The sequence below is a fragment of the Arthrobacter sp. AL12 genome, from assembly GCF_029960645.1.
GTDB lineage: Bacteria > Actinomycetota > Actinomycetes > Actinomycetales > Micrococcaceae > Arthrobacter.
This window is the reverse complement of sequence record NZ_JASBQY010000013.1, coordinates 84,876-109,650: the sequence shown is the minus strand read 5'-3', so window position 1 is coordinate 109,650 and position 24,775 is coordinate 84,876. Positions and strand designations below refer to the sequence as shown.

The 24,775-nt window shown below is 67.9% G+C and carries 30 protein-coding genes and 2 pseudogenes; 18 read left to right on the top strand and 14 right to left on the bottom strand.

From position 1 onward, the window contains the following. Positions 1–25 precede the first annotated feature (25 nt). Complete coding sequence (locus QK291_RS14295) at positions 26–1,033, top strand: glycosyltransferase family 2 protein (protein WP_282383053.1); 1,008 nt, start codon at positions 26–28, stop codon at positions 1,031–1,033. Between the two features lie 173 nt (positions 1,034–1,206). Then, entirely contained in the window at positions 1,207–1,818 is a 612-nt protein-coding gene (locus tag QK291_RS14290; RefSeq protein WP_282383048.1) for a DUF1992 domain-containing protein, read from the top strand. A 37-nt stretch (positions 1,819–1,855) separates the two neighbouring features. Here QK291_RS14290 and QK291_RS14285 read toward each other — a convergent pair whose 3' ends face one another. The 3 genes from QK291_RS14285 to QK291_RS14275 form a co-directional block, all read right to left on the bottom strand. Then, entirely contained in the window at positions 1,856–3,175 is a 1,320-nt protein-coding gene (locus QK291_RS14285; protein ID WP_282383045.1) for a S8 family serine peptidase, read from the bottom strand. A 240-nt stretch (positions 3,176–3,415) separates the two neighbouring features. After that, complete coding sequence (locus tag QK291_RS14280; protein WP_282383043.1) at positions 3,416–3,733, bottom strand: DUF6221 family protein; 318 nt, start codon at positions 3,731–3,733, stop codon at positions 3,416–3,418. 63 nt (positions 3,734–3,796) lie between these two features. Then, positions 3,797–4,021, bottom strand: coding sequence for a hypothetical protein (locus QK291_RS14275; protein ID WP_282383040.1), 225 nt, complete (start codon positions 4,019–4,021; stop codon positions 3,797–3,799). A gap of 196 nt (positions 4,022–4,217) precedes the next feature. On the opposite strand from QK291_RS14275, the gene QK291_RS14270 reads away from it, so the two are divergent. Further along, on the top strand, positions 4,218–4,970 hold the full coding sequence (locus QK291_RS14270) for a GAF and ANTAR domain-containing protein (RefSeq protein WP_282383037.1): 753 nt from the start codon (positions 4,218–4,220) through the stop codon (positions 4,968–4,970). A gap of 31 nt (positions 4,971–5,001) precedes the next feature. Here QK291_RS14270 and QK291_RS14265 read toward each other — a convergent pair whose 3' ends face one another. Both QK291_RS14265 and QK291_RS14260 read right to left on the bottom strand, forming a co-directional pair. After that, the gene (locus tag QK291_RS14265; protein WP_282383034.1) at positions 5,002–5,736 is read right to left on the bottom strand and encodes a GAF and ANTAR domain-containing protein; all 735 of its coding nucleotides are present in this window, start codon (positions 5,734–5,736) and stop codon (positions 5,002–5,004) included. 282 nt (positions 5,737–6,018) lie between these two features. Continuing rightward, positions 6,019–6,270, bottom strand: coding sequence for a DUF2630 family protein (locus QK291_RS14260; protein WP_282383031.1), 252 nt, complete (start codon positions 6,268–6,270; stop codon positions 6,019–6,021). A gap of 218 nt (positions 6,271–6,488) precedes the next feature. On the opposite strand from QK291_RS14260, the gene QK291_RS14255 reads away from it, so the two are divergent. Both QK291_RS14255 and QK291_RS14250 read left to right on the top strand, forming a co-directional pair. Beyond that, positions 6,489–7,055 carry a type 1 glutamine amidotransferase domain-containing protein gene (locus tag QK291_RS14255; RefSeq protein WP_282383029.1) on the top strand — a complete coding sequence of 189 codons (567 nt, stop codon included), beginning with the start codon at positions 6,489–6,491 and terminating at the stop codon, positions 7,053–7,055. 143 nt (positions 7,056–7,198) lie between these two features. Continuing rightward, entirely contained in the window at positions 7,199–7,606 is a 408-nt protein-coding gene (locus QK291_RS14250) for a VOC family protein (RefSeq protein WP_282383027.1), read from the top strand. A gap of 67 nt (positions 7,607–7,673) precedes the next feature. Here QK291_RS14250 and QK291_RS14245 read toward each other — a convergent pair whose 3' ends face one another. Next, the gene (locus tag QK291_RS14245; protein ID WP_282383026.1) at positions 7,674–7,919 is read right to left on the bottom strand and encodes a hypothetical protein; all 246 of its coding nucleotides are present in this window, start codon (positions 7,917–7,919) and stop codon (positions 7,674–7,676) included. A gap of 181 nt (positions 7,920–8,100) precedes the next feature. Here QK291_RS14245 and QK291_RS14240 point away from each other — a divergent pair, with 181 nt between their 5' ends. The 7 genes from QK291_RS14240 (at position 8,101) to QK291_RS14210 (ending at position 14,766) form a co-directional block, all read left to right on the top strand. Then, complete coding sequence (locus QK291_RS14240) at positions 8,101–8,310, top strand: hypothetical protein (RefSeq protein ID WP_282383024.1); 210 nt, start codon at positions 8,101–8,103, stop codon at positions 8,308–8,310. A 79-nt stretch (positions 8,311–8,389) separates the two neighbouring features. After that, positions 8,390–9,196, top strand: coding sequence for an alpha/beta hydrolase (locus QK291_RS14235; RefSeq protein WP_282383022.1), 807 nt, complete (start codon positions 8,390–8,392; stop codon positions 9,194–9,196). Continuing rightward, positions 9,193–9,876 (top strand): alpha/beta hydrolase, encoded by a 684-nt coding sequence (locus tag QK291_RS14230; RefSeq protein WP_282383016.1) that lies wholly within the window; start codon positions 9,193–9,195, stop codon positions 9,874–9,876. Before QK291_RS14235 ends, QK291_RS14230 begins: the two co-directional genes overlap by 4 nt. An 82-nt stretch (positions 9,877–9,958) precedes the next feature. Beyond that, positions 9,959–10,162: a hypothetical protein gene (locus QK291_RS14225; protein WP_282383014.1), complete on the top strand. Its 204-nt coding sequence runs from the start codon at positions 9,959–9,961 to the stop codon at positions 10,160–10,162. An 8-nt stretch (positions 10,163–10,170) separates the two neighbouring features. Continuing rightward, the gene (gene mgtA / locus QK291_RS14220; protein WP_282383012.1) at positions 10,171–12,897 is read left to right on the top strand and encodes a magnesium-translocating P-type ATPase; all 2,727 of its coding nucleotides are present in this window, start codon (positions 10,171–10,173) and stop codon (positions 12,895–12,897) included. Positions 12,898–12,997: 100 nt separating this feature from the next. Beyond that, positions 12,998–14,356: a phosphoribosyltransferase gene (locus tag QK291_RS14215; protein ID WP_282383009.1), complete on the top strand. Its 1,359-nt coding sequence runs from the start codon at positions 12,998–13,000 to the stop codon at positions 14,354–14,356. Beyond that, complete coding sequence (locus QK291_RS14210; RefSeq protein ID WP_282383006.1) at positions 14,353–14,766, top strand: DUF302 domain-containing protein; 414 nt, start codon at positions 14,353–14,355, stop codon at positions 14,764–14,766. The genes QK291_RS14215 and QK291_RS14210 overlap by 4 nt, the downstream gene beginning before the upstream one ends. 4 nt (positions 14,767–14,770) lie before the next feature. Here the strand turns inward: QK291_RS14210 and QK291_RS14205 are convergent, their stop codons facing one another. The 5 genes from QK291_RS14205 to QK291_RS14185 form a co-directional block, all read right to left on the bottom strand. Next, positions 14,771–15,523 (bottom strand): hypothetical protein, encoded by a 753-nt coding sequence (locus tag QK291_RS14205; RefSeq protein ID WP_282383004.1) that lies wholly within the window; start codon positions 15,521–15,523, stop codon positions 14,771–14,773. Between the two features lie 127 nt (positions 15,524–15,650). Continuing rightward, on the bottom strand, positions 15,651–16,349 hold the full coding sequence (locus tag QK291_RS14200; RefSeq protein WP_282383001.1) for an SRPBCC family protein: 699 nt from the start codon (positions 16,347–16,349) through the stop codon (positions 15,651–15,653). Then, positions 16,346–16,477 (bottom strand): hypothetical protein, encoded by a 132-nt coding sequence (locus QK291_RS14195; protein WP_282382999.1) that lies wholly within the window; start codon positions 16,475–16,477, stop codon positions 16,346–16,348. The genes QK291_RS14200 and QK291_RS14195 overlap by 4 nt, the downstream gene beginning before the upstream one ends. Positions 16,478–16,483: 6 nt before the next feature. Further along, positions 16,484–17,434, bottom strand: a complete 951-nt coding sequence (locus tag QK291_RS14190) for a hypothetical protein (protein ID WP_282382997.1) — start codon at positions 17,432–17,434, stop codon at positions 16,484–16,486. After that, complete coding sequence (locus tag QK291_RS14185) at positions 17,431–17,895, bottom strand: universal stress protein (RefSeq protein WP_282382994.1); 465 nt, start codon at positions 17,893–17,895, stop codon at positions 17,431–17,433. The genes QK291_RS14190 and QK291_RS14185 overlap by 4 nt, the downstream gene beginning before the upstream one ends. Positions 17,896–18,094: 199 nt before the next feature. Here QK291_RS14185 and QK291_RS14180 point away from each other — a divergent pair, with 199 nt between their 5' ends. The 3 genes and pseudogenes from QK291_RS14180 to QK291_RS14170 form a co-directional block, all read left to right on the top strand. Then, a complete protein-coding gene (locus QK291_RS14180; protein WP_282382991.1) occupies positions 18,095–18,967 on the top strand; it encodes an NAD(P)-dependent oxidoreductase in 873 nt (290 codons plus the stop codon). 11 nt (positions 18,968–18,978) lie between these two features. Beyond that, the gene (locus QK291_RS14175) at positions 18,979–20,010 is read left to right on the top strand and encodes an aldo/keto reductase (RefSeq protein ID WP_282382989.1); all 1,032 of its coding nucleotides are present in this window, start codon (positions 18,979–18,981) and stop codon (positions 20,008–20,010) included. Between the two features lie 3 nt (positions 20,011–20,013). Next, positions 20,014–20,388 (top strand): annotated as a pseudogene (locus QK291_RS14170) (enolase C-terminal domain-like protein); the annotation flags it as partial. 155 nt (positions 20,389–20,543) lie between these two features. Here QK291_RS14170 and QK291_RS14165 read toward each other — a convergent pair. Both QK291_RS14165 and QK291_RS14160 read right to left on the bottom strand, forming a co-directional pair. Next, on the bottom strand, positions 20,544–20,753 hold the full coding sequence (locus tag QK291_RS14165; RefSeq protein ID WP_282382986.1) for a hypothetical protein: 210 nt from the start codon (positions 20,751–20,753) through the stop codon (positions 20,544–20,546). Between the two features lie 63 nt (positions 20,754–20,816). Continuing rightward, positions 20,817–21,950: a DNA alkylation repair protein gene (locus tag QK291_RS14160; RefSeq protein ID WP_282382984.1), complete on the bottom strand. Its 1,134-nt coding sequence runs from the start codon at positions 21,948–21,950 to the stop codon at positions 20,817–20,819. A 122-nt stretch (positions 21,951–22,072) separates the two neighbouring features. Here QK291_RS14160 and QK291_RS14155 point away from each other — a divergent pair, with 122 nt between their 5' ends. Both QK291_RS14155 and QK291_RS14150 read left to right on the top strand, forming a co-directional pair. After that, a complete protein-coding gene (locus QK291_RS14155; protein WP_282382983.1) occupies positions 22,073–22,855 on the top strand; it encodes a phosphatase PAP2 family protein in 783 nt (260 codons plus the stop codon). Positions 22,856–22,908: 53 nt separating this feature from the next. Next, positions 22,909–23,133: a hypothetical protein gene (locus QK291_RS14150; RefSeq protein ID WP_282382981.1), complete on the top strand. Its 225-nt coding sequence runs from the start codon at positions 22,909–22,911 to the stop codon at positions 23,131–23,133. A gap of 49 nt (positions 23,134–23,182) precedes the next feature. On the opposite strand, the gene QK291_RS14145 is transcribed toward QK291_RS14150, so the two are convergent. Then, positions 23,183–23,476, bottom strand: a complete 294-nt coding sequence (locus QK291_RS14145; protein ID WP_282382979.1) for a MerR family transcriptional regulator — start codon at positions 23,474–23,476, stop codon at positions 23,183–23,185. An 860-nt stretch (positions 23,477–24,336) separates the two neighbouring features. Between QK291_RS14145 and QK291_RS14140 the strand changes: the two are divergent. Continuing rightward, positions 24,337–24,740 (top strand): annotated as a pseudogene (locus QK291_RS14140) (hypothetical protein). Positions 24,741–24,775: the final 35 nt, after the last annotated feature.

Genomic DNA, 24,775 nt, shown 5'->3' with positions numbered 1-24,775 from the left:
ATCACCATGGCGAAAGGAGCCTAAAGTGCTCGACTTCAATTTCCGGCCATCCGCGTCGGTGGTTATCTGCTCCTATACCGAGCAGCGCTGGGACCTACTGATGGACGTCATCGACTCCGTCCACGCCCAGACGCTCCGGCCCAAACAAGTGATAGTTGTGGTGGACCACAATGAGGACCTGTACAAGAGGCTGGTGGCCGCCGTGCAGGACGTAACACTGGTGGAGAGCTCGGGACTTCAAGGGCTCTCCGGAGCCCGTAACACGGGTGTAGGGCTGGCCACCTCCGACATTGTGGCGTTCTTGGACGACGACGCCGTGGCGGCTCCGGACTGGCTCGAAAAGCTAACGGCCCTCTACGACGATTCCGACGTACTGGCCGTCGGCGGAAAGGTCGATCCTGTCTGGGAAGGCGGCCGGCCCGGTCATTTCGGCCCGGAACTTGACTGGATCGTCGGCTGCAGCCACCGCGGCATGCCGAAGGTGGCATCCGAAGTGCGCAATGTCATCGGCGCCAACATGTCCTTCCGGCTTCAGGTGCTCCAGCAGGTTGGCGGATTCAATCTCGCCCTCGGACGCCAAGGCACGAAACCGCTGGGATGCGAAGAAACCGAAATCTGCATCCGCGCTGCGATTGGCTCCCCGGGGTCGCGCGTCGTGTACGAGCCGGCAGCCATGGTGCGTCACCACGTCCCGGTCCATCGGGGGACCTTCCGCTACATGCTGGAGCGTTCCTGGTCGGAGGGCATTTCCAAAGCCCAGGTCAGCCAGGTGGTGGGCCATAAGAGGGCCCTCGGCCCCGAGCGGCGGTACGTGCGCAGCGTCTTGCCGCGGGCGGTCGTTTCCGCTCTGGCGGATTGGAGCAGGGGGCGGGACCCCGAGGGCTTGCGCCGTGCCGGGGCCTACGTGGCGGTTCTCGCGTTCACCGCCGCAGGGTACTTCCGTGGCCGGCGACTCGCCCAAGGCTCCGGATCCCTCCAGACCGGTTCGGCACCCCTGCCCCATCGCAGCCCTCCCTGGCGGGAAGCCACCTGATCGAGGCCGGAAATGAGTCTGCGCTGACATCCCGGGACTCCACGGGCTATCACCGTGCGTGCTTGCCGGTGCGCAGCGGGCCGTCCGTCCTCGACCTTCCGTCCTTGGCCGCCGGGGCTTTGATTCGCATACTGGAAGCAGGCGTATAGCCGCGCTGACAGGAAGGGGAATCCATGGGAGGCGGGTCAAACGGGTCGTTCCGGCGCCGGGTGGAGCGTGCGGCGGAACTTCGCTCCTTCCGGGTGAGCGGAATGACGGTCCAGGAAGAGGAGGAACTGGCCGCCGCCGACGAGAAGGAAAGGGAGCTGCGCGCAAAATTCGACGATGCCGCCAGAGCTGAGTACCTGATCCGCGACGCCATGGCGCAGGGCAAATTCGACCATCTAAAATACGCCGGAAAACCCATCCCCGGGCTGGGGGAGAAGTACGACCCCGACTGGTGGGTCAAGGGCCTGATGGAACGCGAAAACATCACCGGGATGGGTCCCAAGGCCATCCTGCTCCGCACCGAGGACGCCGGGCTCGATGACCGGATCGACGAGCAGCACTCCGAAACGCAGGTCCGCCAGCTGCTGGAAGACTTCAACGCCCGCGTGATCGATGCCAGGCGGCAGCTGCAGGGCGGTCCGCCGGTCGTCACCAAGACCCGCGACGTCGAGTCCGAGGTGCGACTCTGGGCGGAACGCCGCGCGGTCCGTGCCGCCGTCGTCGCTGAACTTGAAGCGCAGCTGGAACCGGACCGGATTCGCCGCCGGTGGTGGCGGCGGTTCTGGCCCGGTTCCTAGCGGGCTGGCGCCTCTTGGCCCGTGGCCGCGACCCGGTTCAGTACCGTGCGATCTGGGTCAGATAACCGTAGTAGTGCCCATCGATCGGGCGCAGTGGGTCGCCCTCGAAGCCGAAGTCGCGGTGTTTCTGGTTGTACGAGGATGTGATGTCCAGGAACTGGGACATCACATCCTCGCCCGAACCCTCACACTCCCCTAAACCGATGCACAGCGCCACGGAGCCGGCGACAGCAGGGCTGGCAAAGCTGGTTCCGTGGGCCACGGAATAGCCGCCCGGCGCGGTGGAGGTCACACAGACCCCTGGGCCGGCAATGGTGTGGGCCTTGTCCCTGGCCTTGCTGGCGTAGTTGGAGAAGAACGCCGGACGGTCATCCAGCTGCCCCACGCCAGACCAGTCCTCGGCCCCGCATACCGGGGCCCCGAGGCCGTCAGGTTTTCCGTCGAAGTCTGCCATCGCCGTGGCGGTCAGCACCTCGTCGTACGTGGCAGGGACCGTGCCGGCGATGTCCTCACCGGAGTTTCCGGCGGCGACGGCGTACACGACTCCGGCCTTCACCGAGCGGCAGATGGCGTAGTGCATCGGATCCGTGCCCTTGCCGCAGTCGGCGGTATCGGCACCCGGACCGCCGATGCTGATGTTGGCCACCTCAATGTCGTTCTTCGGGTCCTCGTCCTTGCGCGTCGCCGTTACCCAGTCGATGGCGCAGATGAGCATGTCCTCCGTGATCACGCCGGCGTCGTCAACTACGCGAACGGACCACAGCGGGGTTCCCGGTGCCGCGCCGATCACGCCCTCGTTGTTGTCCTTCGCTCCGATGACCCCGGCCACAAAGGTCCCGTGTCCAACGTCATCCGTGGGGTCCACCTTGACCGGCGACCCGGTGGAGCAGTCGATGCCGCCGCGCACGTTGAGGTCGGGATGGCTACCGTCGATGCCGCTGTCAATCACGGCCACGTTGACGCCTACGGGATCCGCGCCTGCGTCGGAGTCCGTGGCCGCAGAGGCAGAGCCGCCGATCCTCAGCCACCAGAGCGGTTCCACCTGGGTGCCCGGCCCGGGGGCCCGGGGCTCCTCGAAGGCCCGGGCAAGAGTGACGAAGTCAACGCCGGGGTCAGCAGCGAGGCGGGCCGCGACGGATGCCGTCATAGTGGCGGCGTACCCGCTCACGGCGGCCCGGTAGACCGTGGAAACGGAAAGGCCATAGCTGCTCTGTTGTGTCGCGGCCGCTGCGCCGGCGTCAACAACGCCGTCCTTGAGCACCACGATGTAGCGTTGTTCCTGCTCGGCGCCGGTTGAGGGGGCTGCCGCGACAAGGCCTCCGGCCACGGCCAGGGTCAGCGCTGCGAGGCCGACCACGAGTCGCCGGAACCTCGACGTCATTTTCGGCGGTGGCGCGGCGGTCCCAGCATTCCGGTGAGCCCCCGCGGCTGCACGCACTGGTTCCCGTGATGATCCCGGACGGCGGACGTGGCTGAACATAGTGGCCTCCCTTAAGCGTCTACGCTACTGAACGCCCCCCGCTCATAGCTTAGGCCCGCAACTGTCTCTTGCACACGGACCTTTGGCATTACTTGGAAAAAGGGCAGCGCCGGGCCCCTAGGTGCGGAGCCAGTCCTGATCGAAGTCCGGGTGGTCGTAATAGGGCAGGGCCAGGGCGTTCAGCGACTGCTCAAGCCATTCAAGTGATTGCGGGATCCAGCCGGCGTCCTGGGCCGTGTCGCTGACCAGTGACGCGAGGGCCGCCTGGCGGGCGGATTCCACGACGCGGATCAGTCGCCGCTTGGCTTCGCACTCGAGCAGCAGGCGTTGTTCGTACCAGGCGCCGGATTGCGAAACTGTCCGGTCGCCGAGGAGGGTCCGCGCCACGGCCTCGTCCTCTGTGATCCGCTCAGACAGGAAATCAACAATGTCCACACCGCGAGCGTACGCGCGGTGCTTGGCCGGCAACCAGCCCCAACCGCCCTGCCGCCACGGCGCTTAGTGCACTGCCAGGTTTTCCGCGTCCTCGGGACCGACGAAGCGGCAGGATCCCTCGTGACGCTCGGGCACATCACAGGTCCGGCCGGTCGGCAGGTGGACGTTGCCGCATAGTCCAGTGATGGCCACGTCCTCGCGGACGTGCAGGCTGCTCAGGTCGGGCCGGCCCTGGCTTTCCTCGTGGATCTGGGGGAGGGCGGGGGAACTCTGCTCTGGACTGTTCATGTCTACTGCTCCTTGGAGGGCTTGCTTTGCAGGGAGGTGCCAGTCTCGATTGAGTCCGATGCCCCAGTCTCACACGGCCACGTTGATACCTGGAGACCGCCCCGCCAGATATTTGCTTCGGGCCCGGTTCCGGTGGCGTTCGCGGGGGTATATTTCGAAGGAGAACCGTGACTAAACCAGGTGGAAAGGGTGCGCCATGATGGTGCCAAATTCGGCGGACATCGGTGACCGGGGACGGGACGTCCAGACCGAGGAGCCGATCACCGCGGACGCCCTTGCCACCCGGCTGGGTGACATTGCCCGGGAACTCCAGCACGAGGAAAACCCTGACACCGTGCTGGCCGGGATCGTGCACGCCGCGTTGGAACTGGTTCCGCATGTGGCCGCCGCCTCGGTCAGCCTTGTCACGGGCCGCCGGACGATCGACTCGCGGGCTGCTTCCAGTGATCTGCCGCGCCGGGTGGATGCCCTCCAAAGCGAAACCGGGCAGGGGCCGTGCCTGGACGCTTCCTATGAAGAGCTGATTGTCCGCGTTCCGGACCTGAGCTCGGACCAGCGCTGGCCGGATTTCTCGCGGGCGGCGTTCAAGCTTGGAGCGCGGAGCATGCTCTCCTTCCAGCTCTTTGTGGACGGCGCCCACCTTGGAGCTTTGAATCTGTTCGGGAGCGAAGCGGGCGCCTTCGACGCCGAATCCGAGCGGATCGGGGCACTGGTGGCGGCCCACGCCGCCGTCGCCGTCGCCGGCAGCAAGCAGGTCAGCCAGCTCACCCAGGCGCTGGACACCCGGGACCTGATCGGGCAGGCCAAAGGAATCCTGATGGAGCGCTTCAAGATCACGGCCCAGGAGGCGTTCCTGCTGCTCTCCCGGGCCAGCTCGGAGCTGAATATCAAGCTGCACGACGTGGCGGAGCAGCTGACCCTCAGCGGGGAGATGACCAAGAAGCGCTGACGCCGGCCGGGCTCGCGCCCCGGCGCGGGTTTCAGCTGCCGGCGGGCAGCTGTGCACCATCGACAAGCCCGGAGCACACCACGGACAGCGGTGTTCCGTCAGCCCGGGCGCGGCGGAGCAACTCCCTCAGGGCCTGCTCCGCCGACAGCCCATGGCGTTCCATCAGGATCCCGCACGCACGGTTGGTGTTGTCCCGGCCGTAGAGGGCTCCTTTGAGCGGGCCGCTGAGGTGCCGGGGCGTCTCGGAGCTTTGAACATGGGCGATCAGGGTCGCAGCGGGCACCGCGAATTTCTCGAGCAGCAGCACGGTGGCGGCGGTATAGGCTGCCGGCAGGACTGCGTAGATTTTCAACGTTCCGATGGGTCCGCTGGCGGCGGCCAGCGGCGTGCTGACGACGGAGCGGACGGGCAGCGACGCGACAGCCTCGCTCCAGAGCGGCCACCGGTCATCCGCTGCGGCGTCGTGGACCAGCACGGGTGTCCCTGCCGTCCAGGCCTCGACACACGGGCCCTGACCCAAGTCGTGCTGGGCGGCGTCCGCCTCCCCCACGAGCTGTGCTGTCGACGCGGTGCTGCTTCCGCGCCCTTGCTCGTCGAACAGTGAGATGCCGGCGCCGGCGGATCCCGGAATGGCATCCCGGACGGCCTGGACAAGCAGCTGTAGGGCGCGGTCTACCTTATCCTCGGTCAGGAGCAGGCCTTTGATGCGCGCGAAGACTGCGGTGAGTTCATCGAGGGGGAGGGGATTGAATGGCTGGTTGAGCACTTGCGGGCCTTATGGCGTGAGGGCACAATCGCCCTGCTTATGCCCCCTGCTGAGCCGGGACGCCCTGAAGGACGGTCCACCTCAAGCATAACCCGCTCCGCTGTCCGGTGGGTAAGCAACGGGTAACGGTCGACGACGGCGCGACGTCCCGCCGTCGTCGACCGGCCCTCCCGGCCCGTGCGGCCACTCCCGACCAGTCCCGGCCGCGCCGGGCCCCGCCGGATGGAGCGCCACCTCGTTGGATAGGAGCAGTCCAATCAACATCGCATTCCCGCCTGGGGCTCAGGACTCGTAGTTTTCCACCTGCTTGACGGGGCGGGGCTCCGCCTCGTCGGGGTTTTCGCCGTACTGCAGCTTGGCCCGGCGCTGCCGCAGGAGGTCCCAGCACTGGTCCAGGTCCTCCTCGATGCGCTTCAGCCGGGCGTGCTCGGGGCTGTGCTCGTAGTCCGGCGAGGAGGACGGGGCCTTCTCGCGGAGCGCCTGTTCTTCCTCCACCAGCGCTGAAATGCGTTCCAGGATGTGTCGTTCGTCCATGACGGCCTTCTTTCGGGTAGCAGTCCTTCCGCCAGAGTAGCGAGGCGGTGACGCACTGGCCAGAGGACTGTTGACCGGAGACGGCCCCAACATAATCAGCTTGCTTATCAGTTTGTCGCTTCCTAAAGTGGGACCTGTAAGCCATCAATCTCTCCGCGCGGAGGGTCCCGGCCGGTCCACCGGCTGCGTGAACCTCCCCGGGCACCAGAGGAGGACCCATGTCAGAGCACAATATTTCCGGTAAGAAGGTCGCCTTCCTGCTCACGGACGGCGTGGAGCAGGTGGAACTGACCAGCCCCTGGAACGCGGTGAAGGAGGCCGGCGGAGAGCCCACGCTGGTGGCCCCCACGGGAGGTAAGCTCCAGGGCTACAACGGCACCGAGAAGGGGCAGCAGTTCGACATCGACCTCACCGTGGCCGAGGCGAACGCCTCCGATTTCCACGCGCTGGTGATCCCCGGCGGGGTCGTCAACGCGGACCACCTCCGGGCCGACAAGGGCGCCCAGGCCTTCACCCGGGCCTTCTTTGAGCAGCACAAGCCGGTGGCCTCGATCTGCCACGGCCCCTGGCTGCTCATCGACGCCGGCGTCATCAGCGGCCGGCATGTCACCTCCTACCACACGCTCCAGACCGATCTGAAGAACGCCGGCGCCAACTGGAGCGACCAGGAGGTCGTGGTCGACCAGGGTCTCGTGACCAGCCGGAACCCGCACGACCTTCCCGCCTTCAACGACAAGCTGCTGGAGGAAATCGAGGAGGGCGAGCACGCCGGCCAGACGGCCTGAGCGGCGCCGCCACTGAAAAAGGGACGGGCGGCGACACCTACCCTGGTGGGCTGATCTGGGGCAGGATATGCCCTGTAACGTGCACGGCCAGCGTGCGCCACACGGCACCCTGGCCGGCACCCCATCCGCAAGGAGTCCCGGATATGACCACGCTCAACCCGTACCTGAGTTTCCGCGACAACGCGAAGGAAGCCATGACCTTCTACCAGTCGGTATTCGGCGGGGAACTGAACATGAGCACCTTCGGCGAATACCACGCCAGCGAAGATCCTGCCGAGCAGGACAAGATTATGCACGCCATGCTGAGCACGGCCAACGGGATGGTGCTGATGGGTGCGGACACACCCAACGGCATGGACTACAAACCCGGCAGCAGCGTTTCGGTGTCGCTCAGCGGCTCCGATGAGGCCGAACTGCGCGGCTACTTCGACAAGCTCGCCGACGGCGGACAGGTGACCGTCCCTATGGAGAAAGCACCCTGGGGAGACGTCTTCGGCATGTGCACGGACCGGTTCGGGACCGACTGGCTCGTCAACGTCGGCCCCGCGTAGCCGGGCCCGACTGCGCACTGAGGCCCGCCGGCTGCTGGGCCGGGCGGCCCAGGGGGTAGCCAGGGTCCTAGTCCGGGCTGGAATCCGTCGTGAGCCCGCGGCCGTCGGCGGACTGCTCGTCATGTTCCTGCGCCGGGCCTGTGGCCTTGTTGTCGTCCGTCGCCCCGACTGTTGCCTGGGCCTCGGTGGAACCTGACCCCGCCGGGCTCCCCTCCTGGCCCTCCTCGCGGGCCACAGGCGCTACACCCGGCTCGCTTCCCTCCCCGACGCCGTCCTTGACGATGTCCTCGGGGTCCTTGCGTTCGCTGCCCATCGGGTCCTCCCCGCTCCGGCTACTCCGGTCAGATTGACTGGGCCGGGTTGCGGGCCCTGACTGCCCAAATTACACCGCGGCCCGGCCGGCGTATTCCACTCTTAGTTGACCACAGCTATTCTGAAGGCGGCCGGGACGCAGAAATTCGAGTCCACTTTCCCCTGCCCAGAGAGGCATTGACATGACCGAGAAGTTGCACCTCACGCCGGAGGATGAATTCCCGGAGGACCTTTCCGAGGTGGAGGACAAGGATCTGCAGGTTCTCGACAGCCAGGTCCAGCGCCAGCTGGACCACGAATACGTGGCGGACGGCGAACCGAACCCGGAGACCGAATTCAGGCACTACGACCTTGATGAGGAGTTCAGCGAGCGCGACAAGAGGAGTGACTGACCGGCGGGTTCTGTCAGTATGCTTACTAGACGCTGACGAGTGGCGCTGAGCTAAAGCGCCGAACAGAAATGAGCCCACCATGAGCAGGCCCGACCGCATCGAGATCGAGGCCGCAGGCCAGCTGGGCCACGTGTTCGTCTCCACACGACCCGCCGGCGCCGCCGCCGGGGAGGCGGGTCCCGCCGTCGTGCTGATCCACGGAATCGGCGTCTCGCACCGCTATTTCAGCCGGCTCCACGGCCTGCTGGCGGAATCCGTTGACACCTACTCGATCGACCTGCCCGGCTTCGGCGCCACGCCACGCCCGGAACACACCCTCACGGTCGCCGACCACGCCACCTATATCCTCGGCGCCCTGGAACAGCTGGGGGTCCTGGAGTTCGTTCTGGTCGGGCACTCGATGGGCACCCAGTTCGCGATCGAAGCGGCGTTGCAGCAGCCTGGCCGGATTTCCCAGCTTGTCCTGATGGGACCGGTAGTCGATGCGAAGCGCCGCACCGTGGTGCAGCAGGCCCTGGCGCTGGGCCGGGACAGCGTGTTCTTCGAGAGTTTGTCCTCGAACGCCCTCGTCTTCACGGACTATTTACGCTGCGGGCCCGCCTGGTACCTGAAGACCCTGCGCGTCATGATGGGCTACCCCACGGAGCAGAAGGTCACCGGGGTGTCTGCCCCGGTCCTTGTGGTGCGGGGCGCCGACGATCCCGTCGCCTCCGCTGACTGGTGCCGCCGGCTGGCCGCGCACGCGTCCCAGGGGCACCTGCTCGAAATCGAGGGCACCGGACACGTGGTGCAGCACAACCGCTCCGGGGAAGTGGCGGGCGCCATCCTGGACTTCGCCGGGCTCCGCCGGACCGCCGGAGAGGCTTCCCAGGGGCGCCCGGCATGAGCCGGGTCCTGCAGGCCGCCCGCTGGTGGGCCCAGGACTACCTTTATGCCGCCGGCCGGCAGGTCCTCAGCGCTGTGGCGCGGACCAGGCCGGAGGATTTCCTCGGCGGGACCGGACGGCCCGTGGTGGTGATTCCCGGGGTTTACGAGGATTGGCGCTTTATGCTGCCGCTGGTTCAGCGGCTTCATGAGGCCGGCCATCCGGTGCACGTGCTGACCCTGCTGCACCGGAACCGGCTTGCGGTGCCCAAAGCTGCGGACCTGATTGCCGGATACATCCGGGACCGTGACCTCTCGGACGCGGTGATCGTGGCCCACAGCAAAGGCGGACTGATCGGCAAATTCGTGATGATGCAGCTGGATCCGGATCGCCGGATCGCCGGCATGGTGGCGGTCTGCTCACCCTTCTCCGGCTCACGCTATGCCTCGTTCATGCTGCTGCCGAGCCTGCGCGCCTTCTCGCCACGGAACGCCGTGACCATGCAGCTCTCCCGTGAAGAACGCGTCAATGAGCGCATCACCTCGGTGTACGGGCGCTTTGACCCGCATATCCCTGAGGGGAGCATGCTCCCCGGCGCCCGGAACATCCAGCTCGAGACCGCCGGCCACTTCCGGATCCTGGCCCACGAGGACACGATCCGCACCATCCTGGACGTAGCAGCTGCCCCTCCGCGCCAATAGTCGCCCCGCCGCCCCTCGACGGCTACTCTGACAGTGAACGAATCAATGTCCGGATCCCGGACTGACCTTTCAAGGGTTCAGCATGACTCCTCGCCGGCCACAACCCGCGGCCGGGGCGTCGCCCCACGTTGTCGACGGCGTTCCCCCCGAGCACCTTGTCCGTGCCCTCAAAGCCACGTCCGAGCTCGCCCTCATCACCGAAGCGAAGGTGCTGGATTCCGACGGCGGCTCCCGGCCCGCCGTCGCCGTCGATTTGCCGCTCCGGGAAATCCGGCGGGGGGCCTAGACATCGAAATGCGTCCGCTCGATGTCCGGGAACCTCACTCCCTGCCGTTAGCGATCTCCGACGCTGCCCACCGGCCAGCCGAAGAGGTCGCCGCCCGGCTTGGCTCCGGCGCGGGGGGCCTGGGCAGCGGCGAGGCCGCCCGGCGCCTCGCCGAGCTGGGACCCAATGCGCTCCGCACCCACAAGGCCAGCGCATTATCGGTCCTGGGGCGGCAACTACGCAGCCCTATCCTGATCCTGCTGCTTGTCACCGCCGGGCTTTCGCTCTTCCTCGGCGATGCCACTAACGCGATCGTGATCGGCGTCATCCTGGTGGTCAGCGTCGGTCTGGGGTTCAGCAACGAGTTCCGTGCCGAACGCGCCGCTGAGGCGCTGCACTCCCGCGTCACCCACCGCGCCGTTGTGGTCCGCGACGGAACGCCCCAGGAAGCCGACGTCACCGTCCTGGTGCCCGGCGACGTCGTGCACCTGGCTATCGGCGCGATCATCCCCGCCGATATGCGGCTGCTGACGGCGAAGGACCTGCTCTGCGACGAAAGCATCCTTACGGGTGAATCGATGCCGGTCAGCAAGGACCCCGCCCCCGTGCCCGGCGCCGCGGCGCTGGGGGACCTGACGTCGTGCCTGTTCATGGGAACCGTGATCCAGGCCGGCAGCTGCACCGGGGTGGTGGTCTCCACCGGCGGCCGAGCCGAATTCGGCCGGATTGCCCTCGGCCTCGGCGAGCGCCAGCCCCAGACCGAATTCCAGCTGGGCCTGCAACGCTTCTCCTACCTCCTGCTCCAGGTGGCCATCGGCCTCACGTCCCTGATCTTCATCGCCAACCTGCTGCTGCAGCGGCCGGTGATTGAATCGCTGCTGTTCTCCCTCGCGATCGCCGTCGGGATCACGCCGCAACTGCTGCCCGCCATCGTCAGCACGAGCCTGGCCACCGGAACCCGGCAGCTGGCCAAACGCAAAGTCCTCGTCAAACGTCTGGTCTGCATCGAGGACCTCGGCGACATGGACGTATTGGTGACCGACAAAACCGGGACGCTGACGGAGGGCCGGATCAGCTTCACCGCCGCCCTGCCCGCTGCCCCCGGCATCTCCGCCGGGGAGCTGCTCACCCTGGGGCTGCTGGCCACCGAGGCCGACTACGTGGAATCCCAAAGCTCCCCGGTGGGCCTGAACCCCCTGGACGCCGCACTGTGGGCTTCCGCCGGCGCCGCGGCCTTCCGGCCCGTCCGGTACGAGCGACTCGACGTCATCGACTTCGATCATCTGCGGCGCCGGACCAGCGTGCTGGTCCGGGAAGCAGGCGCCCCGGCCCGGATTCTCACCAAGGGGTCACCGGAAGACGTCCTGGCGCTCTGCGCCGACACCCCGGCCAGCGTGCAGGCAATGCTGGACGAACAGTTCGACGCCGGATCCCGGGTGGTTGCCGTCGCCACCCGGGCCGCCCCGGGCCTGACCGCGATCGGGCCCGCCGACGAAAAAGAGCTGGTCCTCGCCGGTTTCCTGATCTTCCTGGACCGGCCCAAGGCCACCGCACGAGCCTCCCTGGACCGGCTCGAGGAACTCGGCATCACCGTCAAGATCGCCACCGGGGACAACGCCAGGGTGGCCGAAAAGGTCTGCGACGAGCTCGGAGTCCTCTCCGGCGGAACACTGACCGGCGCCGCGGTCGAGGCGATGTCCGATCCGGAACTGGCCGCCGCGGCGCGGGAGGCCAGCATTTTCGCCCGGGTCTCGCCCGAACAGAAAGCCCGGATCATCAGGCTGCTGCGGCAGAGCGGAGGGTCCGTCGGCTTCATGGGCGACGGCGTCAACGACGCCCTCGCCCTGCACGCCGCGGACATCGGCATCTCCGTCGACAGCGCCACCGACGTCGCCAAGGACGCGGCCGACGTCGTGCTGTTGGACAAGGACCTCGGCGTCCTGGCCGAAGGCGTGATGGAGGGCCGGCGGATCTTCGCCAACACCATCAAGTACGTTCTGATGGGGACCTCCAGCAACTTCGGCAACATGTTCAGCGCGGCCACGGCCTCGGTGGCGCTGAGCTTCCTGCCGATGCTGCCGGGGCAGATCCTGCTGAACAACCTGCTTTACGACGCCGGCCAGCTCGCCATCCCGGGGGACCGGGTGGACAAGGAACAACTGCTGGCGCCCTCGCACTGGGACATCGGTTTCATCCGGCGCTTCATGTTCCTTTTCGGCCCGATCAGCTCCCTCTTCGATTTCGCCACGTTCGCCCTGATGCTGTTTGTCTTCGACGCCGTCCCCGGCGAATTCCGGGCCGGCTGGTTCATCGAGTCCATCGTGACCCAGACGCTGATCATCTTCGTCATCCGGACCCGGCGGGTGCCCTTCTTCCGCAGCCGGCCGTCGGTGGGCCTGGTCGGAGCTTCGCTGGGCGTCGTGGCCCTCGGGGTGTACCTTCCGCTCTCGCCGCTGGCCGGGGTGCTTGGCTTCGATCCGCTGCCCGTCCCGTTCTTCCTGGCCCTGCTCGGGATGGCCGCGGTGTACCTGGTGATGGTCGAAGTGGCCAAACTCTGGTTCTACTCCCGCGCCGCGCAGCAGCCCGTCCTGCCCAGGCCTGCGGGGGTCCGGCGGCGCGTCCGGACCCACCACATCGCGCGCCGGGCCGCGCGGTTCAGCACCGCGACAACGGGCCATATGCTCCGCCGCCGCGGCCCCGGGCGGGGGCGCCGGCCAATCCGGGCACAAAGGCCCTCACGTCCCGGGACCTCCTGACAGATAGTGGGAGAGAGCGGCCAACTGGTCAATTTCCGGGCCTGCAAAGCGCACGCCTGGATGAGGTCACGGCCGATGTCCCGATTGGAAAGCCATACCGATGACCATTTTCGAAGACAGGGTCGACGCCGGCCGGCAGCTGGGAAGGCGGCTCGCAGAATTCCGCGGCCAGGACATCGTGGTCCTGGGTCTGCCCCGCGGCGGCGTCCCCGTGGCCTTCGAAGTCGCCGCAGCCCTCGACGCGCCGCTGGACGTGATCGTGGTGCGGAAGCTGGGCCTTCCCTACCAGCCGGAGCTTGCCATGGGAGCGATCGGGGAGGGCGGCGCCCGCGTGCTTGAAGAACACGTGCTCGCCCATGCCCGGGTCAGCGACGCAGAGTTGCAGGCCGTCGAGGACCACGAACGCGCCGTTCTGGAGAGCCGTGTGGCCCGGTTCCGGAATGGCCGGACCCGGCAGGACCTCACCGGGCGCATCGCCATTATTGTCGACGACGGGATCGCCACCGGATCCACCGCCCGGGTCGCGTGCCGGACCGCGCGGAAGCTCGGTGCCGCGAGGGTCATCCTGGCCGTCCCGGTCGCCCCCGCCGACACCCTCAGGAGCCTGGCCGAGCCTGACGAGGTGGTCTGCCTCGCCACCCCGCACCAGTTCTCCGCGGTCGGTTACCACTACCGCGATTTCTCGCCCACCGAAGACGAAGAGGTTGTGCAGCTGCTCGATGCCGCGACCAAGCGCCTGCAGAACTCGCAGCCCGAGTCCCGGAAGCCCGCCGCGGCCAGCGTGCAGGATGCGACGGTGTTCGATGCGGAAGTCGAAATCCCGTCGCGCGGAGTACGGCTCCAGGGCCAGCTGCACCTGCCGGTCCCGGCCCGCGGCGTGGTCCTGTTCGCGCACGGCAGCGGCAGCAGCCGGCACAGCCCGCGGAACCGGTACGTGGCCGGAGTCCTCCAGCAGGCAGGGCTCGGCACTCTGCTGCTGGACCTGCTGACCCCGGCGGAGGAACAGAACCGGGCCAACGTCTTCGACATCGAACTGCTGGCCCGCCGGCTGTCCGCGGCCACCGACTGGCTCGCCACCCGCCAGGACACGGCCGCCTGCACCGCCGGCTATTTCGGCGCCAGCACCGGTGCCGGCGCCGCGCTCTGGGCCGCCTCCGAACCAACCGCCAGGATCGACGCCGTCGTCTCCCGCGGCGGCCGCCCGGACCTGGCCGGCCCTCGGCTGTCCGCCGTCCGGGCGCCAACCCTCCTCATCGTGGGCAGCTACGACCACGAGGTGCTGGAGCTGAACCGCAAGGCGAAGTCCATGATGCGCTGCCCCAACCAGCTGGCCGTCGTCCAGGGCGCCACGCATCTCTTCGAGGAACCCGGTACGCTGGCCGCGGCAGCCATCCTCGCCAGGGACTGGTTTGTCGACTACCTTTTGCCGGCCAACACCACTCCAGGAGCAACTGCATGACCTACACCTACACGGCCGTTGTCCCGCTGAGCTGGGAGGACGCCGTCGAAAAGACGCGTGCCGCGCTAGCCGCCCAGGGGTTCGGGATCCTCTCGGAAATCGATGTGCGCGCGACCTTTGCCGCCAAACTCGGCGAGGACGCCGCGGACGCCCTGGGGGACTATGTCATCCTCGGTGCCTGCAATCCGATGCTCGCGAGCCGGGCGCTCGCCGCCGAACCGGAAATGGGGGCGCTCCTGCCCTGCAATGTGGTGGTGCGCCGCGGAACGGACGCCACTGCGACGACGGTCCAGGCCATCGACCCGCAAACCATGGTGCAGCTCAGCGGGAACCCCGCGGTCCGCGACGTGGCGGACGACGCCGGCACACGCCTGCGGGCGGCCATGGCCGAGCTGGCCGGGGACAGCTGATCCGTCAGGCCCCGTGCACCTTGTGCTGGCCGCCGGTGCGGTGGCGGTAGGCGTAGACCAGCAGCGCCACGCCGGCGAGGACCAGGAGCACCGGGACGAAGTACTCGCTCGCGGTGAGTAATGTCGTAGCCTGCACGGCGAAAATCAGCCCCAGCATGGCCAGGACCGCGGCCGGAATCAGGGGCCACTTCATCCTGGCCGGTTCCGCATCCCCTTGCTTGCCGGCGACGGCGGCAGGCTGGCCGGGGCGGGCGGCAGGCTGGCCGGGGCGGGGTTCGGGCATAACGGGAACCAGGGCAAGCACCACGAACGTGGCAGCCAGGCCCAGGAACAGCACGGCGGCAACCGGCATGCCCTGCCAGGTCGGAGGGAGGGCCACCACCAGTGCCAGCGTCAGCATCACCCCGCAGGGGATCAGTGCCCACCAGTTGGAGCGTTCGCGCACATACACCGCACCGAAGCCTGCGCCCATGAACAGGAACAGGAGGGCACCGGCCCAATAGGCGGCCGGCCCCGCCCAGAGCTGGGTGGCCAGGACAACCGCCGCCAGCCCCAGGAACACCGAGCCGGGGATGGCGGCCCACCAGTTGTCCCGGCTGCGGACGAACAGGACCACGAACGCGGTCCCTGCCGCAGCGAAAATCAACGGCCACACGATGGCCGCGCTGTCCAGGATCCCGAGCAGATCCAGCAGCAACAGGACTCCGGCCGCCATTAGTGCAATGCCGGCGATGATGCTGGTATTGGCTGATTTCACGGTTTGCCTCCCGGAACCCGGCGGGCGGACGCGCACCGCCCTTGAGCTTTCAGGCTATTCCCGAGTCGGCAGCCGGCGTAGGGCACAAGGTCATGAAGGCCCCGCGGGGCGACCAGCTCGCGCCCGGCTACCGGCGAAGGCCTTCTGCCCGGGACTTGATGCCCAGGAGCATGTGCCGTTCCAGCATGAACTGCAGTGGTTCCAGCACTGGCCGGAGGATCAGGCCCACGGGCAGCGGGGAATAATCGTAGCGTGTCCGGGACAGAAGCCGCGTGCCGTCCCCGTTCACTGGCTGCAGCACAAACGTCCAGCCGAGCTCCACCCGCGGCCCGGCGGGAGCACCGCCGGAGGGTTTGATCTGTCCGGTGCGCGGATCCATCGTGCCGCCGAGACCCAGCACCGATCCGTCCTCCACGCGCCGGACGGGAATCCCCACGTCCCGCCCCCTCCTGAATACCAGCGGGACGGCATCACCGACGTCGAGCTGCTGGAATTCGGGAAGGATCCGGTCTGCGCTGTGCAGGCCGGGGCCCGCGGCGTTCCCCCGCAGGTCGTAGCCGTACAGCCCGCCGCGTCCGGCCCCCAGCTGGACCAGCCAGGGCCAGACGCTCGCGGGCGGCGCGTTGATGGTGACGGCCCGTGTGCTCTGCATCCGGGGGGTCCGCACGAGCTCGTCGCCCGGAAGCGGGGCGGCGGTCTCCTGGGCGCTCGCACCCCAGTGCAGCATCCGGGGACGGACGGCGAGGACGTAGCCGGCGGCAACCGCTGCCGCCGCCAGGGCAGCCAGCGGTCCACGGAGCAGGAGGGAGGCAGGGGTCCGGCTCATCGGATGCGGCTTCCTTCCAGTGTTTGCTGGATCCCGCCGGTGAAGAGGAAGAAGCCGCCCACGATTCTTCCCGGCCGTCCGGTTCGCTCCGCGTGCCGGACCTGGTCCGCGGCCTGCAACTGTGCCATGAGCTCCTACCTCCCCGGACCGGGTCCCGGACCCGCGCCCGGAACGGCGTCGGCGCCCGGACCGGAGCCCGCGCCCCTTCCTCGACCCGCGCCCGGACCGGGAACGGCGTCGGCGGCATCCGCCGTTTGGGTCAGGGGAGTCCGGGTGCGCCGCGCCGCGCCGCCGCCGGGATTCAAATCCAGCTTCCAGAGGTGCAGCCCGCCCACCAGCAGGAACAAGGCCGAGAGCAGTACCGAGGACCACAGGGACGACGCGGAGACCGGGACGTTGAAGAGCGGCTTGAACAATTCCCCCAGCGCCAGGGAAAGGATCAGCGTGAAGCCGAGCAGATCGAGCGAGGGCATGAACACCAGCCCGGGCCAGCGGCCGCGGAACGTCAGGACGGCGAGGATGAGGAACGCCGGCATGATGAAGCACAGGTCAAGGACGAAGACGGAATAGAGCGAATCGATCTGATCGCCGGTCCGCATCAGCGGAAGCAGCATGGCGATCCACAGCGGATAAAAGATAAGCGGCTGCAGGAGTGCGCCCGAGGCGGACAGCAACCGGATGCCCCTTTGCAACCGCGCCCGCCTCGGCCCGTCCGCCCGGAGCTCCAGGGCCGTGTAGACCATCCCCCAGAAGGACAGGGCAAAGACGGCCAGGTAGACAAGGTAGAAGCCGTTGTACGTCCGCTCGATGGAGTAGATGCCGTACGCGTAAAACAGGTAGCCCAGGATTCCCAGCGCCACGACCTGCACCTTCGAAGACCCCCGCCGGTCGGCGAAGGCCAGGACCGGCAGGGCAACGCCGGCGACGGCGGACATCAGGTCCTGGGACACCGCGCCGGGCAGGAGTTCCGCTGCCACGACGCCCCGGTAGATCTCCGGGATCAGCAGCCCCGTCACCGCGGCGGGGAGGGTCAGCACACCGGTGAGGGTCCAGAGGGCCCGCGCCGGCCACCGGCTGCGGTTCATTCCGCAGCCTGGCGTTTTTCCTCGTCGTCGCCGACCACCAGGACCGGGCAATGGGCATGGGCCGCGCAGGCCCCGCTGACCGATCCCATGATCTGGGCGAGGAAGCCGCCGCGGCCGCGCCGGCCGACCACCAGGAGCTGGGCATCCCGGCTCGCCTCGACCAGGACCTTGGCCGGCGGGCCGAACTGCACGGTCCGGGTCAGGGCTGCCGGGACGTCGCCGCCGAAGGCCCGCTCCAGGGATTCGTCGACGAACCGTTTCGCCGTCTCCTCCAGTTGGGTGGTGGTGGGGGAGCTCTCTTCGGGCAGGTGCGAGGCCAGGAAGAGGTCCGAGGTGCCCAGGCAGGTGACGACTTCCAGCGGAGCATCCAGGCTGCGCGCCATGCGCCCGGCAAGCCGGAGCGCCTTCGTCGAGAAATCCGAACCGTCCACGCCCACGACTATCCTTTGATCAGCGTTCATGGCCCCAGCCTGACCTGTCACCCCGGCCGCGCCTAGGGCCAAAAGTCACGCGGGGGCGCCCGCAACTGGACTCGGAGCCGAGCGGGAACCCTGCCTCGGGGCTCCGGTTCCGCGGGCGGGCCGGCCAGGGGTGTGCACCGGCCCCGGCCCCCTCTAGGGTGGGACACACGCCACACACCACATGATGCGAGGAGTACTGATGAGAGTTGCTGTTACCGGAGGAAGCGGAAAGCTCGGCCGGAGCGTCGTCCGGCGGCTGGGCGAGGACGGGCACGAGGTCACCAACCTGGACCGCACCGGCACTCGCGGGCACGGGTTTACCGAGGTGGACCTGCGCGACTACGGCCAGGTGGTGGACGTGCTCCTGGGCCTGGAGGACCGGCACTCGGGGTTCGACGCGCTGGTGCACCTGGCCGCGATCCCGGCACCAGGCCACGCCCCGGATGCTGCAACCTTCGAGAACAACATGCAGGCCACCTACAACGTGTTCCAGGCGGCCCGCCGCGCCGGGATCAAGAAGATTGTCTACGCATCCAGTGAGACGGTACTGGGACTGCCGTTCGACGTCGACCCGCCCTACATCCCGGTCGACGAGGAGTACCCGGCCCGGCCGGAAAGCACCTACTCCCTGGTGAAGCACCTGGAGGAACAGATGGCGGTCCAGCTCACCCGCTGGGATCCGGAGCTGAGCATCATAGGCCTGCGCTTCTCCAACGTGATGGACCCGGAGGACTACGAGGCGTTCCCCGGCTTCGACACCGACGCCAGGCTGCGCAAGTGGAACCTCTGGGGCTACATTGACGGCCGGGACGGCGCGCAGGCGGTCGCCCGCGCCCTCGAGCACGGCACGCCGGGGTTCGAGGCGTTCATCATCGCCAACGCGGACACGGTGATGAGCCGCTCCAGCGCCAGCCTCGCCGCGGAGGTGTTTCCCAACGCGCCTGTGGTCAAGGACCTCGGCGAGCACGAAACCCTGCTTTCGATCGACAAGGCCAAGCGGCTGCTGGGCTACGCGCCCGAGCACAGCTGGCGGAACTACCACCCGCTGCGCACCACTCCCACCGAAGACTGAAGAGGAGTCCCATGCGCTACCGCACCCTGGGCACCAGCGGCGCCGTCGTCTCCAGCTACGCGCTGGGCACCATGACCTTCGGCGCCGAAGCCACCGAGGAACAGTCCCACGCCCTCCTGGATGACTACCTCGCCGCGGGCGGCAACTTCATCGACACCGCCGATGTCTACGCCGCAGGGGTCTCGGAGGAGATTATCGGCCGCTGGCTCGCCGCGCGCCCGGAGGTCCGGGACCGCGTGGTGCTCGCCACCAAGGGCCGCTTCCCGACCGGCAAGGCCCCGAACGACGTCGGCACCTCCCGCCGGCACCTGAACCGCGCGCTGGATGACTCGCTGCGCCGCCTCGGCGTGGAGCAGATCGACCTGTACCAGCTCCACGCCTGGGATCCGATCACGCCGCTGGAGGAATCCCTGCGGTTCCTGCACGACGCCGTCTGCAGCGGCAAAATCGCTTACTACGGCTTCTCGAATTTCCTGGGCTGGCAGCTGACGAAGGCCGTCCACGTGGCCCGTGCCCACGGCTGGAACGGACCCGTGACGCTGCAGCCGCAGTACAGCCTGCTGGTCCGCGAGATCGAGTCCGAGATCGTTCCGGCCTCGCTCGACGCCGGGATCGGGCTGCTGCCCTGGTCGCCGCTGGGCGGGGGCTGGCTCTCCGGGAAATACAAAAGGGACCGGCAGCCCGCCGGAGCCACCCGGCTGGGCGAAAACCCGGAGCGCGGCATGGAGGCGTGGAAGGCCAGGAACGCGGACCCGCGGACCTGGGAGATCGTGGAGGCGGTGCATGAAATCGCCGGGCGGCACGAGGCCAGCGCCGCCCAGGTGGCCCTGGCCTGGCTGGCGGCACAGCCGGCCGTGACCTCCGTGATCCTGGGTGCCCGCAGCACGGCACAGCTCGCCGACAATCTCGCGGCCGCCGACCTCCTGCTGACCGAGGGGGAGCTGCTGCGGCTCAGCGAGGTGAGCCGGCCGCGCGTCGGGGTCTACCCGTACGGGCCGATGGCCCAGGAGCAGCGGAGCCGGAAGATCACCGGCGGCCGCTAGACAATCGACTATGTTCGGGCCGCGTCGACGCACTTCGGCGGGATTTCGCCGCTTAAGAAGGTGATGGACTACGCCGCGCAGTACCAGATCAAGTCCGGCTTCCACGGACCCACGGACATTTCCCCGATCGGGTTCGCCGCGCAGCTGCACGTGGGCCTGGCGATCCACAACTACGGGATCCAGGAATACATGCCGCATTCAGACGCGACGAAAACCGTCTTCGAGCAGTCCATGACGTTCGTCGACGGCTACCTGCACCCGGGCGAGGCGCCCGGCATCGGCGTCGAATTCAACGAGGAAGCCGCCAACAGCTACCCCTACCAGCAGGCCTACCTGCCCTACAACCGCCTCGTCGACGGAACGGTCCACGACTGGTGACGGTCCCGGCCTGACGGTCCCTGCCTGAAAGGTACGTCCAGGCAACAGTTCAGACACAAAAAAGTCCCGGGCGGGAGTCGATGCTCCGCAGCCCGGGACCTGTCTTTGTGCCCTGCAGGCAGGCGCCCACGTCAGGCACCGTGGCTCCGCCAGGTTCAGTTAATGAGTTCCCGGGTCATGCCGAAGGGCACCTGGTCGGACAGCGCCGCCGTGTAGTGGCCGGCCTTGTGCCGGGTGAGCAGGATGCCCTGCGTCCCGGTTTCCATGGCGATCTGCTGAAGCCCGCGGACGGCGTCGTCGAGCCGTTCGTCAAGGACCTGACGGCTGTCGGCCTGGATCTCAATGCACTCGGTTGCTGTGGTCATGGCTTAGTTCCTTCTTGGAGTTACTCGTCGGCCCCAATGATTGAAGCGACAATAACGTCATATTTATCGGCCCGTCAAATCACCGAGCCGGCCCTCAACCGTGTCGGTCCGGACCAGGAATTCGGTCGGCGCGTACCGCACGCCGTTGACCTGCAGTTCCAGTAGATGAGCCCCCGGATAATGGCGCCGCGTCGTCATTTGGCGGAAAGCATGGCGCTTCGAGAATCTCGCGGACTCGCCCGGACCGAGGACAGTCGTTCCCAGCTTGAAAACCTTCTCCGCGCGGGTGCCGTTCGCCTTGGCATAATGCACCACATAGTCGACGGCGAGCCGGGCCTCCGCCGGCCCGATATTGGACACCTCGAAGTGAAAGGCGAGCTCTCCGGGAAGCTCGACGACGGTGCGGTCCAGCCGCGCCGGCGTTACCGCGAGCGACGCCGGCGGGAACCCCAGCAGCTCCAGGGCGCCGGGGTGGGCCTTCTTGAGCAGGGTCCGCAGCCCGTGCCGGACCACCCTGGGCGTGTTCTCGTCCGGCGCGGCCAGCCATCTGGCCGCCGTGGCGACCACCTCGTCGGGGGCATGCCGGGCCAGATCGTTGAGGTGGTTGGCCACCGAGCGCCGGACAGCTTCGACCGGGTCCCGGTACAGGGCATCGAGGACCGGCAGGGTCGCAGTGGGCCGGCCCGTGATCTCCGGAACGCGGATCGCCCACGGCAGGTAGGCCCGGGTGCCCTCGCTGGCGAGCCGGCGGACCTGCCAGTCCGGGTGGGAGGTCCAGCCCCGGACGACGGCCAGTGACCGGTCCAGGTCGGCCGCGAGAAGCCGCCGGATCGCGAATTCCGCCGTGAGCCGCGGCGTCAGCTCAGCGAGGAGCGCCAGGCAGTCCTCGAAATCGTCGGTTTTCCGGACCAGGGCGAGGGCGGCCGCCGTCTCGGTCACGGGCCAGATCATCCAGCCGGTGAAGTCCGGATCATCCAGCGCCCGGCGGAAAATGGCTGCGGTGCCGGAGTAGGTTCCGGGCAGGTCAGCCAGCAGGGCGCGGCTCAGAAGTTCCGTGCGTTCCCGCAGGCTCAGGTCGTCGAGTTCCCCGGCCGTGGCAGCGAGCAGAGTCAACTCTCGGCCCGGTGCGGCCGCGGCGAGGATCCGCTCCAGCGAGCGGACCACACTCGGGTTGATCAGTTCATTCATGACGCCCATGGCATCAGGCTACCGGGGCGCGCGACGCGGGGCGGCCGGGCCGCACCAGCCCCGGCGGGAACGGAATCGGGATATTCTTCACGAAGGCAATAACCACAAACGGCGCAGAGGCGGATACGGGAATGGCAGAGGAAACAACCGGGAAATCGCCCGGCCGGTGGCGGGTCTTCCACGACAAGTTCGTGGTGGAGGAACGCTACATGAGCGAGCGGGACCGAAAAAACCTGTACCGGATCGCCGTCGGCCTCGTGATACTTGGCACCGTGCTGTTCTTCTCCATCCTTGCCGGGGTCCTCCAGCAGAACGGCCTCACGGCGGGCGACGAACCGGTCCGTTCCTGGCTCCTGACCCTCCGCTCCGAACCACTCACCACGAGCATGATCATCCTCGCGATCATATTCGGCCCCGTGGCCCTGCCGATCATCGTCCTCGTGGTGACGGTGGCCTGGGGCCTGCTGGCCAAGCACGCCTGGCGGCCAATGCTCCTGGCCGCCGCCATGCTCACCGGCGTGATCCTTGCCCAGATCATCGGGCGCGCGATCGGGCGCCAGCGCCCGCCTGTGGACCTTATGCTCTTCGGCGCGGACTTCACCTTTTCCTTCCCGTCCGGCCACGTCCTGGGCGCCTGCGACTTCCTGCTGGTCAGTGCGTTCCTGGTTTTCTCCCGCCGGGACAACCGCTGGGCCGCCGTTGCAGGTTTCGTGCTGGCCGGCGTCGGGATCTTCTTCGCCGCGGCGAGCCGGCTCTACCTGGGCTACCACTGGCTGACCGACGCGCTGGCGTCGCTGTCCATCTCGTTCGTGGTCCTGGGCGGTGTGATCGCGCTGGACACCTGGCGGACCGCACGCATCCGCGGTGAGCAGATCACCGGAACGCTGTCCAGGGCCGACACCAGCCAGACCTAAAGCCGCTTTGGCTGCCTTTTGTCCCACCCCGGCGCCGGTGCCACAGTGGGGCCATGGCTACCGAAGCTGATGTCCGCCGCGCGGCCCTGGCCCTGCCGGGCGTCGTTGAACGGCCCAGCTGGGGCAATCCGGCCTGGTTCGCGGCCACGCTCATGGCCCGGATCTGGGAAGAAGGCGTGCTCTGGACCGGATCGGTACCGAGGAACTGGCAGAACTCCTCGAGGAATCCCACCGCCTCGCCGCTGGGCCGGAATTCGGGGAGGAAGACCCAGGCGTAAACTCCTGGCTGCGTAAGTCCAGGCGCCGTAGTTCCTTGCCCCGCAATTCCTAGCTCCGGCGCGGGCGGAGGCGGTTCAGCTCTCCCTGCAGCCGGGCGTTGACCGCTTCCAGCTCCAGCACCTTGGCGACCCCGGCCAGGTTCAGCCCCTCCTCAAGTAGTTCGCTGATCCGCCGCAGCACCGCCAAATCCTCGTTGCTGTACTGCCGTGTTCCGCCGGCGGTGCGGTCCGGTGTCAGCAGGCCTTTCCGCTCATAGAGCCTGATGTTCTGCTGCCCGGTCCCGACCAGGCGGGCCACCACGGAGATCGCGTAGACGCCCGGCTCCTGTCCACGTTCCGTCACGGTGCTCCTTTGCAGTCTGCATCCGCCGGTTCCGGCGGGCCAAAACGTTTCCTCTTGCATCAGTGTCGCACCGGTGCTACACGAAATCTATATCCACCACTACAGATAGTCAGGCTGGCTGGATACATCAAGAAGACACAACCCTGGCATGAAGGAGTGGGAAATGATGTTGATGCGTACGGACCCGTTCCGTGAGCTGGACCGGCTGACCCACCTACGCCGACGCCGTCCTGACGCTCCGCATTCCGGTGCTGGAGCAGGCCAAGCCGCGGAATATTGAAATCACGCACACACAGGACAAGATGCAGGAGACGGGGAAGTAGCCCCGGCGGCCGACGCGCACCGTCGGGCCGTCGATGAGCGCGGGGACCAGAGGGCGCCGGCCGCGGCCGGCGCCCTCTGGTCCCCGCCCCGGTCCGTGCAGAGGGCGGTGAATCGATGAATCGCGACCCCCGTGGCTACTACGCTGCCTTGCACGTGACGCCGGATGGGACGGTGGCTGAGATCCAGCACGCCTTCCGGGCGCTGATGCGCCTCCGCCATCCCGACGTCGAAGCGGCCGCCGGTGCCGGAAACGGTGCCGTGAACGGTGCCGTGAACAACGACGGGGACGACGCGCGGCGCATCCTCGAGTCCTTTGCGGTCCTTCGGGACCCCCGATCCAGGGCGGAGTACGACCCTGCGGCGGCGACGCCATCTCCATCTCCCGGCCGCACGCCCCCTGGAGGGCAGGAGATTCCGGTCCGTCACTACCGGCAGGAGCGCCCGGTCCTGCGGGTTACCCCCGTGCGGTGGGAGCGGGTCCGCTGTGACCGGGACGCAGCAACGCAGCCAAGAGCCGCAAGAGAAGGAGGGCGGCCATGAGCGCATGGCGCCGCTACGATTCGCATCTGATGCCGGTGTTCCACGAACGCTTCGAAGCGCGTTGGGGCAAGGGCACAGCCCCGTTCCTTGACCCGGAAGCCCACGAAGCGCCGCTGCCGCGGGCCCAGTGGATCAACATCGACACCGGGGCCGCGCTCGCGGTGGTTCCGATCTCGACCGCCGATGACAGCCAGCAACGCTCCTTTGGTGTTTTCTACCTGCTGCCGGGCGGCGATATCTGGGTGTTGCGGCCGGGTACACGAGTTATCTGGAGCCCTCCGTGGATGAGACCGAACAGCTCCTGGCGCTGCGGAACGACGCGTTCAAAAAGGCCGTGGCGCACGCCAAGACATTCCTGTTCGGGCCGGAGGCCGGGGCCCACCGAGGTCCTCGGGAGTAATTCCGGACAGCTGGCCGACCGGGCACGCGGGCGCC